Annotated in this window: 10 protein-coding genes and 1 pseudogene; 5 read left to right on the top strand and 6 right to left on the bottom strand. The window is 66.2% G+C overall.

From position 1 onward, the window contains the following. Window positions 1–88: 88 nt before the first annotated feature. The 3 genes and pseudogenes from AC1D2E_RS26130 to AC1D2E_RS26120 form a co-directional block, all read right to left on the bottom strand. Complete coding sequence (locus AC1D2E_RS26130) at window positions 89–502, bottom strand: hypothetical protein (protein ID WP_478200100.1); 414 nt, start codon at window positions 500–502, stop codon at window positions 89–91. 525 nt (window positions 503–1,027) lie between these two features. Next, entirely contained in the window at window positions 1,028–3,136 is a 2,109-nt protein-coding gene (locus tag AC1D2E_RS26125; protein ID WP_478200099.1) for a hypothetical protein, read from the bottom strand. Window positions 3,137–3,573: 437 nt separating this feature from the next. Beyond that, window positions 3,574–3,720 (bottom strand): annotated as a pseudogene (locus tag AC1D2E_RS26120) (tyrosine-type recombinase/integrase); the annotation flags it as partial. A gap of 413 nt (window positions 3,721–4,133) precedes the next feature. Between AC1D2E_RS26120 and mutS the strand changes: the two are divergent. The 5 genes from mutS to AC1D2E_RS26095 are packed head-to-tail and all read left to right on the top strand — an operon-like array spanning window position 4,134 to window position 9,152. Then, window positions 4,134–6,722 (top strand): DNA mismatch repair protein MutS, encoded by a 2,589-nt coding sequence (gene mutS, locus AC1D2E_RS26115; protein ID WP_478200098.1) that lies wholly within the window; start codon window positions 4,134–4,136, stop codon window positions 6,720–6,722. A 26-nt stretch (window positions 6,723–6,748) separates the two neighbouring features. Continuing rightward, on the top strand, window positions 6,749–7,588 hold the full coding sequence (locus AC1D2E_RS26110) for a proteasome-type protease (protein WP_478176468.1): 840 nt from the start codon (window positions 6,749–6,751) through the stop codon (window positions 7,586–7,588). 38 nt (window positions 7,589–7,626) lie between these two features. Beyond that, window positions 7,627–8,517, top strand: coding sequence for an alpha/beta hydrolase (locus AC1D2E_RS26105; RefSeq protein ID WP_478200097.1), 891 nt, complete (start codon window positions 7,627–7,629; stop codon window positions 8,515–8,517). A 42-nt stretch (window positions 8,518–8,559) separates the two neighbouring features. Then, complete coding sequence (locus tag AC1D2E_RS26100; protein ID WP_478200096.1) at window positions 8,560–8,841, top strand: YlcI/YnfO family protein; 282 nt, start codon at window positions 8,560–8,562, stop codon at window positions 8,839–8,841. Then, the gene (locus AC1D2E_RS26095) at window positions 8,838–9,152 is read left to right on the top strand and encodes a type II toxin-antitoxin system RelE/ParE family toxin (protein WP_478200095.1); all 315 of its coding nucleotides are present in this window, start codon (window positions 8,838–8,840) and stop codon (window positions 9,150–9,152) included. Before AC1D2E_RS26100 ends, AC1D2E_RS26095 begins: the two co-directional genes overlap by 4 nt. A 1-nt stretch (window position 9,153) precedes the next feature. Here AC1D2E_RS26095 and AC1D2E_RS26090 read toward each other — a convergent pair whose 3' ends face one another. From AC1D2E_RS26090 to AC1D2E_RS26080, 3 genes are all read right to left on the bottom strand, one after another. Beyond that, entirely contained in the window at window positions 9,154–9,978 is an 825-nt protein-coding gene (locus AC1D2E_RS26090; RefSeq protein WP_478200094.1) for an undecaprenyl-diphosphate phosphatase, read from the bottom strand. Window positions 9,979–10,036: 58 nt separating this feature from the next. Beyond that, complete coding sequence (locus AC1D2E_RS26085) at window positions 10,037–10,714, bottom strand: GNAT family N-acetyltransferase (RefSeq protein ID WP_478200093.1); 678 nt, start codon at window positions 10,712–10,714, stop codon at window positions 10,037–10,039. Window positions 10,715–10,779: 65 nt separating this feature from the next. After that, entirely contained in the window at window positions 10,780–11,421 is a 642-nt protein-coding gene (locus AC1D2E_RS26080; protein WP_478176430.1) for an aspartate/glutamate racemase family protein, read from the bottom strand. Window position 11,422: the final 1 nt, after the last annotated feature.

The raw sequence follows: 11,422 nt of genomic DNA, 5'->3' as shown, positions 1-11,422 counted from the left end.
GGCCCACAGCGGCTGATCTCCTGGCCCCCGAAGCGGCGCGCCAGGAGATCAGCGCCGGGCGCTCTTTAGATCAAACGCCGAAAGCCGGTCAATTGGTGGCGGCTTGCTTCTTGGCCGCCGCCTTGGCATCGCGCGCGCCGACCTTGGCCTGTCCCGCGGTCGCGGCCTTGCCCCCGCTGGCCTCAGGATTGAGTTCGGGGCTGTTGACTTGGTCGCCAGCCGGCTTCTTCGCCATGCCCTGGGGTTTGGCGTTGGCCTTGTTCTGGGCTGCCGTGGCAGCCTTGCCCCCGCTGGCCTCAGGATTGAGTTCGGGGCTGTTGACTTGGTCGCCAGCCGGCTTCTTCACATTGCCTTGGGGGCGCGCTTCCACCTTGGTTTGGGCGCGATTTTGGGCCTTGCTGTTCGTCACAGGTTGTTGCTCCGACGATGCTCCCGCCGGATTTTGAGCATAGGCGCCTGCTGCGAACAGGCCGGTGAGCATGACTGCGAGAATTTTGGTCATTGCATATCCTTGGGAGTCGCCGGCCTATCGACATAGCTTCCAGTGGCGCGGAGATGGTGGTGGCGGCGCGAAAACGGCGCTGGGCCTCCGCTTCCAAGTGGTGGCGGTTGTGGTGAGGGGCCCTGTGCCGCACCGGCGTCGCGGGACATTCAGGCCCAGTTCAGGGACGAGTTCCACGATGAGGCCTCCTCCCCCGACCTTCCAGGAAGGTCTTGCCCGCTTCGGCGGGCTTTTTCATGGGCGCGAAAGGGCCCGCTTGGATTCCCCGCACACTTCACGCCCCTGCCCCTGTTTCTGGGCTGGAGCCCCTCGGGGATGACGCTGCGTACCTCATAGCCGTCATCGACGCTCTTCAGGGGCAGACGCGAGCTGTACTGGCGGCCTGTCGCCTCCCCTGCTCGCGCAATGAGAAGTAGCAGGGACATCACGCATTCGGATTGCGCAGGCGCCTCGTCGCTGATGGTCATGGACGCATGCCGAGACGAGGGGTCTGTTCAGTCTGCAGCCGCGCAGGCTGCGCAGGGGCTATGGCACATTCGCTCCAGTCAGTTGGAAGGGCTTGCCGGGCAACGGGAAGGAGCCGCCGAACTCGAAGGCTCTGACCATGCCACAACCAGGTTCCTGGCAAGTACCAGTCGCGTTTGTGTGGTACACAACCGGACCGTATCGGTAGCTCATCACCTGCTTGCCTTCGTAGTCCGCGATCGTCAGGACATACGCTTCAGTCCCGTGGTTGTCGGCGTCCTCGGCCCACACCGGGTCCTTGAGCCGCGAGTCCTGCATCTCTCTCTGCACAAACCCGCTGTTGTTGTCGGAGTTGAAGTGCACCCATTGGATCTTTTTCGAACCACGCGCCACCACCAGCACGTTGTCGTTCATCGTCGTAGGTGCAGAACGATACGCAGGATCATGCTTCACGTACCCAAGCGACGTCGGGTTCTTGCCGATCGCGACCGAGMCCTTGAGAGCGATGTCGGCCGGAACCGCRGCACCATTCAAAGCATAGTTCCCAAGGCTGTAAATCTGYAGCGTTCCGTCCTCTGTCGCGATCCATGCTCTCCGTGTCGAATACAGACTCGCCTTCACTGCCGTAGGTCGCTTCCCGAGCGACACCGTCTTGATGATCGTCGGCGCTTGACTCGGAGCAACAGAGAAGGCGAAGGGCCACTGGTTCGCGGCCTGCCCCACTGTCGTTGTCCGGTTGAAGTTCGCAAGCGTGCCGAAGTACATCGACTGGTAGTAGTCGAAGAGCGGCTTGAGGTTGACGAACATCACCTTCCGCTCGGACTTCGACACCACGACCGCGACACCACCATGCGGATAGGTTCCGTAATTGACCCCTCCAGGCATGAAGGTCTGGCGATTCGCTTCAGTCGTCAGAGGCAGCAGCTCATGCGTGGTGAAGGGGCCACCGGCTGGCGGATACACCCTCTGCAACGTCTCGTTGTCCAGGCCGGTTGTGACGGAAATATCGGTCGGCGCCATCATGCCGGGCAGATCGACATACCCCACAACCTTCATGAACAGGATGTTGCCAAGGTTCGGGAGGCCCGGCACGGTCTGGAGCCACTCGCCCCAGTACCGGCCGCCAGGGCAGTCCTGGCAACCCCCGGCAAGCGCGACCACAGCCACTTGGCCCTTGAGGTTGATCGTGTCCCACACAGTGACCAGTGCGAACTCTCCGCCGTTCGTGACTGCGACCGCAGTAGGCACCTTGCCGGCGTCGAGTTGCGCAGTGCAACGGTTGTTGGCTGTGTTGCTGCCGGTGACGCCCAGCAAGCCGTTCTGGAACGCCATGACTGTTTGCACGGCCCAAGTCAGGCGAGCATACGACCGTCCCATCGCAACCGGGTTGGTCGGCATGCCAGACGGCATCAACGCCTTGTAGTAGTTCTTCGTGTTTTGGTCATCACTCGCACCGCCCCACACCCAGCTTGCTTGAGGTGCTTCTGAGAAGGTATTGCTGCGCTGCGCCAGGAACTCGAGCGTCGATACACCAAGAGCCGTCGCTGGGCTGTCCGGCACCCAGGACACTTGCCCCATCGTCGTCGAGTAGTCGCCTTCGTCGGCGATGTACGAACCCACCTGCCACGTCATGTTGGTGAAGCGCGAACTGGGCGGGTAGGTGTTGTTGGGGGCTGCAGCCCAAGTCGTCGCGGTGCCAGCAGTCGCGGTGCCAGCACCGAATCGATAGGCAACACCGCCAGCAGCGACCATGTTCGCAGCCATCGCCGTGTACTTCGCCGTGTCAACCGTCATGCCGTCCGCTTGCATGATGTCGGAAGGGGCTGGCGGTGCAGACGGCGCAGGTCGAGGCGGTGGCGGTGCTGCAACGACCGCATAGCAAGCCTTCACGACTCCAGGCGCGGGATCGACTCCGAAGGTCGCATTGGTGCAAGTGCCAGCCCCGCTGTTTGGCTTGCTCGTCCAGTTCGGGTCTGCGCCATAGGTCACAACGGTGTTGGCGGGCACACTGAAGCTTGCGCCTTCGATGGCGATTTGCGTGCGTGCGGGAGGTGGCGGTGGCGGGGGAGGCGGTGGTGGCGGGGCCGCTGCGACGACAAGGGTCAGCTGGAGCGTCCAGACACCGGCTATCTTCCGGTAGACATCGCCGGTAATCGAATTGATGAACATGTCACCGTCCACGCCGACGGTGTCCGCGGGGGTTGCAATGCCGGTTGTCCATATCGAGCCAGAGGTCCCGTTCGTGCCATTGACACCATTTGTCCCATTGATGCCATCGGCACCATGCAACGATGCCAGCCATTGAGTCCGCGTGCCAACATAGCCCTCTGCGACGGCCAGCTGATAGGCCGAGAGACCATTCGTGCCATTCGCCCCATCTTGCCCAGCCGGACCCGAAAGTGCAAGGGTTTGGATATACGGCCAGTGCAGCGGCGAAATCAAAACCGACGCGTCGGAGTCGCCGGCATGGCCTCTTCCCCAATGACTCGCGGAGGACCTGACATGCCCACAGCCACATCCGGCCTCTTCTTTGTCGCGAAAGATCGACCAGATCGAGCAGCCACCGGCGCGGAGCACTTTGCAGATGGCTCCTTCGCCCTCACGATGCGCCGCTCCTTGTCATAGGCGTGGCGGTTGTAGACGCCCTGGATGCCCGGCTGGACATGGCCGAGGATCGCTTCCGCGATCTCGGTCGGGCAGCCCAGGGCTGCCAGCATCGTCCGGCCGGTACGCCGTAGATCGTGCGGCGCCCACGGCCACCGACCGATCTTCTTCTGGCGCATGCGGCCGTCGACCGGCGACTTGAAGCGATAAGTCCAGGTGCGGGTGGTCGCAGTCGCCTCGAGGCGCAGGCCGGGGTACCCCCTCCACCATAATGTGCTGGCCGGGCTGCATCAGCTTTGCAGCGCGAGCGTCGAATTCCATAGAGAAGCTCCGTCGGCGTAGGTTTCCTGATCGCGCGTTTCGCCCCGTGGCGTAACTTTTCAATTTCAGCCTTCAAAACCTACGCCAAAAACGCCAGTTTGGCCAAGTTTCGTCAGGTGCCCTCAAGTTGAACGACCTAGCCTCCGATCGTAAAATCCTCAATGAAATCAACGAGGTAACCGCAAAATCCGTTGCGCCTCAACGGGTTACGAAAGTCGACCTTTCGGGCCATACGCCGATGATGGCCCAGTACCTCGGCCTCAAGGCCGACCACCCGGACACCCTGCTGTTCTACCGGATGGGCGACTTCTACGAGCTGTTCTACGCCGATGCCGAGAAAGCCGCCCGCCTGCTCGACATCACGCTGACCCAGCGCGGCCAGTCGGCCGGCCAGCCGGTCGTCATGTGCGGCGTGCCCTTTCATTCGGTCGACACCTACCTCGGACGGCTGATCAAGCTCGGCGAATCGGTCGCGATCTGCGAGCAGGTCGGCGAGGTCGGTGCCGCCAAGGGCCCGGTCGAGCGCAAGGTGGTGCGCGTGGTGACGCCCGGCACCCTGACCGACGCCGAACTGCTCAACGACAAGAGCGAGTCGCTGCTGCTCGCGGTGCATGCGGGCTCGCGCAACTTCTGCGGGCTCGCCTGGCTCAGCGTCACCGGCGCCGAGCTGCGACTGGCCGAGTGCCCGGCCGACGCCCTTGAAGCCTGGATCGCGCGCATCGCGCCGAGCGAGCTGCTCTACAGCGCCGAGGTCACGCCGGCCTTCGAGCAGCGCCTGAAGGCCGCCCGCGGCGCCACGCCCTTCACGCTCTCGCTGCGGCCGGCCTGGCAGTTCGACGGCGGCCTCGGCGAGCGCAAGCTGTGCGAGCAGATGGGCAGCGTCAACCTGGCGGCCTGGAATGCCGAGTCGCTGACCAACGCGCATGCCGCCGCCGCCGCCCTGCTGGGCTACGCCGAGCACACCCAGGGCCGGGCGCTCGCACACGTGCAGCGGCTCGCGGTGGAACGCGATGGCGAGCTGATCGAACTGCCGCCGACCACCCGGCGCAACCTCGAGCTGGTCCAGACCCTGCGCGGCGAAGACTCGCCGACACTGTTCTCGCTGCTCGACACCTGCATGACCGGGATGGGCAGCCGGCTGCTCAAGCGCTGGCTGCTGGCGCCGCGGCGCGACCGCATCGCCGCACAGGCCCGGCTCGAAGCCATCGCCGCGCTGCAGGCGCCGCCGCCCGGCGGCACGGCCGCGCCCTGGCGCACCCTGCGCGAGCAGCTCAAGAACACCAGCGACGTCGAACGGATCGCGGCCCGTATCTCGCTGCGGCAAGTGCGCCCGCGCGAGCTGGTGGCATTGCGGATGGCGCTGGCCAAGGCCGAAAAGCTGGCGCCCGCCCTGCCCGGTGCGGCCGCGCTGCTGGCGCAGATGGCCGGCCAGCTCGCGCCGCCGGCCGGCTGCGTCGAACTGCTGGTCGCCGCGATCACCCCCGAACCCTCGGCGCTGATCCGCGACGGCGGCGTGATCGCCAACGGCCACGATGCCGAACTCGACGAGCTGCGCGCGATCAGCGAGAACTGCGACGACTTCCTGCTCCAGCTCGAAGCCAGCGAGCGCGAACGCACCGGCATCAGCAACCTGCGGGTGCAGTTCAACCGCGTGCACGGCTTCTACATCGAGGTCACGCAAAGCGCGCTGGCGAAGGTGCCCGACAACTACCGCCGCCGCCAGACGCTGAAGAATGCCGAGCGCTTCATCACGCCGGAGCTCAAGGCCTTCGAGGACAAGGCGCTGTCGGCCCAGGACCGCGCGCTGGCACGCGAGAAGTGGCTCTACGAGCAGCTGCTCGACGCCCTGCAGCCCTCGGTCGCGGCGCTGGCCCGGCTGGCCGGCGCGATCGCGACCCTCGACGCGCTCTGCGCGCTGGCCGAACGCTCGCACACGCTGCACTGGCGCGCGCCCGGTTTCGTCTCGCATCCCTGCATCGAGATCGAGCAGGGCCGCCACCCGGTGGTCGAGGCCCGCCTGGCCGAAAAATCGTCCGGCGCGTTCATCGCCAACGACACCCGCATGGGCCCGCAGCAGCGCATGCAGGTCATCACCGGCCCCAACATGGGCGGCAAGTCGACCTACATGCGGCAGGTGGCGATCATCGTGCTGCTGGCCTCGATCGGCTCGCACGTGCCGGCCGCGGCCTGCCGCCTGGGGCCGATCGACGCCATCCACACGCGCATCGGCGCGGCCGACGACCTGGCCAATGCGCAATCGACCTTCATGCTCGAGATGACCGAGGCGGCGCAGATCCTGCACGGCGCCACCGCCCATTCGCTGGTGCTGATGGACGAGATCGGCCGCGGCACCAGCACCTTCGACGGCCTGGCGCTGGCCGCCGGCATCGCCGCCCAGCTGCACGACCGCACACGCGCCTTCACCCTCTTCGCGACCCACTACTTCGAGCTCACCGAGTTCCCTGCCACGCACCACGGCGCGGTCAACATGCACGTGAGCGCCACCGAGGCCGGCCGCGACATCGTCTTCCTGCACGAGATGCAGCCCGGCCCGGCCAGCAAGAGCTACGGCATCCAGGTGGCGCGGCTGGCCGGCATGCCGGCCGCGGTGGTCAACCATGCGCGGCAGGCGCTCGAGGCGCTGGAGGCGCAGCAGACGCAAACCCGCGCCCAGGTCGACCTGTTCGCACCGCCGCCGGCCGCCGAGGCGCCATTGGCGAGCGCCGTAGAATCCGCCCTGACCGCGATCGATCCGGATGCGTTGAGCCCCCGCGAGGCGCTCGAAGCCCTCTACACACTGAAGAAACTCCAGGCGCGCGAACAGGGCTGATGGTCCGATTCGTGCAAGAAGACCTCATGACCTACTGCGTCGGCATCAAACTCAACGCCGGACTGGTGTTCCTGTCCGATTCGCGCACCAATGCGGGCGTGGATCACATCAGCACCTTCCGCAAGATGATCGTCTACGAGCAGCCGGGCGACCGCGTCATGGTGCTGCTGTCGGCCGGCAACCTGAGCATCTCGCAGTCGGTGCGCGAGATCCTGCAGATCGAGGAACTGCGCGAGACCCGCGAGGACGGCGAGGAAAGTCCGCCGATCACGATCTGGAACGCCAGGAGCATGTTCGACGCCGCCCGCGTGCTGGGCTCGGCCGTGCGCCACGTCTACGACCGGGATGCCGAGGCGCTGAAGCACGCCGGACTGGACTTCAACGTGTCCTTCGTCTTCGGCGGCCAGGTCAAGGGCGAAGGCATGCGCCTGTTCCTGGTCTACGCGGCCGGCAATTTCATCGAGGCGACCACCGAGACGCCCTACTTCCAGGTCGGCGAGTCGAAATACGGCAAGCCGGTGCTCGACCGCGTGCTGACGCCCGATACGCCGCTCGACGAAGCCGCGAAATGCGCGCTGGTGTCGATGGACTCGACCATGAAATCGAACCTGTCGGTCGGACTGCCGCTCGACCTGGTGGTGTACGAGGCCAACGCCCTGCGCACCGACAAGGTGGTCTGCATCGACGCCGACAACCCCTACTACCGGATGATGCACAACAGCTGGGGCCAGAAGCTGCGCGAGGTGTTCGACAGCATCGAGGACCCGGTCTGGGACGACGCCTACACCGAGCACCCGCTGAAGATGCCCGCCACGCGGCACAGCCCGCTGCGCAAGATCTCCACGCCCGAGGAGAAGCTCATCTGATCGCGCACCGGGGCGGCCTGCGGGCGGCCCCGAATCCCATGCTTCCTCCCCTCATCTTTTCCCACGGGAACAGCTTCCCCGCGAGCACCTACCGTGTGATGCTCGACAGCCTGCGCAACCGCGGCTTCGACATCGACGCGGTCGAGAAATTCGGCCACGACCCGAAGTACCCGGTCACCGACAACTGGCCGCACCTGGTCCAGCAGCTGGCGGACTTCGCGCAAGCCCGTGCCGATCGCGCCGGGGCGCCGGTGCTGCTGGTCGGCCATTCGCTCGGCGGCTTCCTGAGCCTGATGTGCGCGGCGCTGCACCCGGCGCTCGCCAAGGGCGTGGTGCTGCTCGATTCGCCGCTGATCGGCGGCTGGCGCGCCGGCACCATCAACCTCATGAAGCGCACGCCGCTCATGAAGAGCGTGTCGCCCGGCATGATCAGCCGCAAGCGCAGGAACAGCTGGGAGCATCGCGAGGCGGTGTTCGAGCACTTCCGCAGCAAGAAGGCCTTTGCCCGGTGGGACGAGCGCGTGCTGCGCGACTACATCGAGCACGGCACTTTCGACATCGACGATGTGCGCGACGCCGGGCCGCCCCAAGTCGCGCGGGCCCCCTCGGGGGGCAGCAAGGACACGTCAGTGCCGAGCGTGGGGGCCAATTCGCGGGCGCTGAGCTTCGACCGCGATGTCGAGACCGCGATCTACGACACCATCCCGCACAACCTGGGCGCCCTCTTGCGCGCCCATCCGCTCAAGTGTCCGGCGGCCTTCGTCGGCGGACGCCAGTCGGTCGAGATGAAGCGCGTCGGCATGGCGATGACGCTGCAGGTCACCAAGGGCCGCATCATGATGTTGGACGGCACGCACCTGTTTCCCATGGAAAAGCCGATCGCCACCGCGGCGGCGGTGGAAGCGGCGCTGCGCAACCTGCTGGCCTGAGCGGCTTGAGGATGTGGTGCAAATGCACTACATTCGAGCCGCGTGAAGACTTCGACCATTCCCTCGGTTCGTGTCGAGCCGGAACTGCGCGAACAGATCGAGCAGGTGCTCGGCGAGGACGAGTCCCTGTCCCAGTTCGTGGAGAACGCCGTTCGCCACTCGGTTCGCCGGCGCATCGAACAAGCCGAGTTCGTCGCTCGCGGCCTGCGCTCGCTCGAGAAGGCGAAGCGAAGCGGCGACTACGTGGAAGCCGACGAGGTCGTGTCCAGTCTTCGTAAACGGCTCGCAACTGCCAAGGCGCACCCTCCTCGGCTTGCCCGGTGAGCTATCGCGTCCGCTTCACGCGAGATGCGCTGGCCGACCTGGATCGGCTCTACGCATTCATGYTGGAGCGCGAACTGGAGCGAGGCGGCAACTTCGAACTGGCCGAACGCGCCCTCGAAGACATCGAGGCGGGAATCGCGATGCTGCGCTACTCACCCTTCACCTGCCGGAAGGCAGGCCATGATCCGTTCATCCGCGAACTGGTGATCCCGTTCGGGCACAGCGGCTACGTCGCGCTGTTCGAAATCCAGGACAGCGACACCGTATCGATCGCTGCCGTTCGTCATCAGCGCGAAGACGACTACCACTGAACTACTCGGCCCAGACCACGACGCCGCTCCACGCGGTCGCCAGCACCACGATGCCGAAGGCGATCCGGTACCAGGCAAAGGGCACGAAGTCGTGGGTGCTGATGTAGCGCAGCAGCCAGCGCACGCAGAGCAAGGCGCTCAGGAACGAGAACACGAGGCCGACCGCGAACAGCGGGAGGTCGGCGGCCGACAACAGCGCGCGCTCCTTGTAGAGGCTGTAGACGCCGGCGCCGATCAAGGTCGGAATGGCGAGAAAGAAGGAGAAATCGGTCGCCGCCTTGCGCGACAGTCCCAGCAGCATGCCACCGATGATGGTCGAGCCGCTGCGGCTGGTGCCCGGAATCATCGCGAAGCACTGCACCAGGCCGACCTTGAGCGCGTCCCAGGGCGTCATGTCGTCGACGTGCTCGATGCGCACCGAGCCGGGCGGCCGCCGCTCGGCCCACAGGATGATGAAGCCGCCGATGATGAAGGTACTGGCCACCACGGTCGGCGTGAACAGATGCGCCTTGATCGCCTTGCCGAACAGCAGGCCCAGCACCACCGCGGGAAGGAAGCCGATAAGCACGTTGAGCGCGAAGCGCTGCGCCTTGGGCTGGCGCGGCAGCGCGACGATGGTCGAATGGATCTTCTGCCAATAGACCAGGATCACCGCGAAGATCGCACCGGTCTGGATCGCGATGTCGAAGACCTTGGCCTTGTCGTCGTCGAAGCCGAGCAGCGAGCCCGCAAGAATCAGGTGGCCGGTCGACGAGATCGGCAGAAATTCGGTCAGCCCCTCGACGATCCCCATGACGGCGGCCTTGACCAGCAATACGATATCCACGCGCACTCCTTGAAAGAGCGTCGATTATCGCGATCGCGGCGGTCAGGCTCCGTTCAGATCAGGACGGTGAGATCACGCGCACGACCACCTCGCGATGGTCGCGGAAACCCATGCGTGCGTAGAGCCGGTGGGCGCTCTCGTTGTCCCGCATGACATGGAGGAAGGGCGTCTCGCCGCGCTGCAATTGGCGGCGAATCAGTGTCGCGGCCAGCCGGCGCGCAAGGCCGCGGCCCTGGAAATCGGGATGCGTGCACACGCCGCTGATCTCGCGCAGGGTGCCGGCGCACATGCGCTCGCCGGCCATGGCGATCAGGCGATCACCCTCGAAACAGCCGAAGTAGTCGCCGAGTTCGGGTGTTCTCGGCCCGAAGGGCCCCGGACGGGTCAGCGCGGCGAGTTCGACCGCCTGCGCGGCATGTTCCGGCCGCAATGGCATGGCACCGAGTGCCCCGTCGTCGTCGGGCATCGCGCCCTGCCACACCATCCGGAACATGGTCGCGTCCAGGTCGATCCGCCAGCCCGCGGGTGCGCTGCCGGACCAGTCCATGCAATAGAAGCGGTCGCCCGGCTCGCAGAAGGGCGTCAGGTCGTCGAGATCGGGCCTTTCGGCATTCGCGAAGCCGACGATCGGGGAAAAGCCCGGGGCGTAGCGGCGGGCGCGACCGGTGCCCGTCGCGTAGCGCGCGTGCGGACCGGCGAGCGTGTTCCAGGCGATGTTGTCGAGCAGTGGGTGCATCGTGGCTGCGATCCTAACGGCTCGCACCGGGGATGCGACCCGCTCGACGCCCATCCGCCGCGAAATCAGACCGATCGCCGCCGCAATGCGCGCACCGCGCTGTCGACCGTGGTCAGGACCGGCAGCCCCGTCGCCGCTTCGCAGGCCGCCCGGGCCCGCGCCATGCTGAACTGGGCCAGCGCGATGCGGGTGCAGCCGCGGGCGCGCAGTGCCCGGGCCTGGGCGGCCACCAGTGCATCGTGCCGTTCGCCGTCGCCGGCATTCAAGGCCTCGAGCGCACCTTCGGCGAGCGCCGGCTCGAGCACGACGCCGGGCGGGAATTCGGGCGGCATCGATGCCAGCGTAGGCCCGAAGCTCGCGATCAGTCCGAGCCGCCCGGCACCGGCCGCGGCCTCCTCGACCATCGCCTCGTTGGGCTTCAGCACGGGCATGCCCGCATGCCGCCGCGCCACCGCCTCGATGCACGGCCCGAAAGCCGAGCAGGTGAAGAGGATGCCCTGGGCGCCGCAATCGACCGCGTACTGCGCCAGCCGCTGGAAGCGTTCGTGCATCGCCTCGTCGAGCCCTCGCCCGGTGCGTGCGAGGTCGGCCGAGAGGCTGTCGTCCAGCAGGTTCATGCGGACGGCTTCGGGCCAGTCGCGGGCCATCGCTTCATTGATGGGGGCGACGGAATGGGCCAGGGCGTGGATGAGTGCGATGCGGGTCATG

This window comes from Variovorax sp. P1_H2 (genome assembly GCF_056405295.1).
The sequence above is the reverse complement of the archived record's forward strand: the minus strand, read 5'-3'. Positions and strand labels throughout refer to the sequence as shown.

Bases quoted from the DNA above. Each gene is read 5' to 3' on its own strand.
- AC1D2E_RS26080 (WP_478176430.1), bottom strand. From the start codon at position 11,421: ATGACCCGCATCGCACTCATCCACGCCCTGGCCCATTCCGTCGCCCCC.
- AC1D2E_RS26105 (WP_478200097.1), top strand. From the start codon at position 7,627: ATGCTTCCTCCCCTCATCTTTTCCCACGGGAACAGCTTCCCCGCGAGC.
- AC1D2E_RS26110 (WP_478176468.1), top strand. From the start codon at position 6,749: ATGACCTACTGCGTCGGCATCAAACTCAACGCCGGACTGGTGTTCCTG.
- AC1D2E_RS26085 (WP_478200093.1), bottom strand. From the start codon at position 10,714: ATGCACCCACTGCTCGACAACATCGCCTGGAACACGCTCGCCGGTCCG.
- mutS (WP_478200098.1), top strand. From the start codon at position 4,134: ATGGCCCAGTACCTCGGCCTCAAGGCCGACCACCCGGACACCCTGCTG.
- AC1D2E_RS26130 (WP_478200100.1), bottom strand. From the start codon at position 502: ATGACCAAAATTCTCGCAGTCATGCTCACCGGCCTGTTCGCAGCAGGC.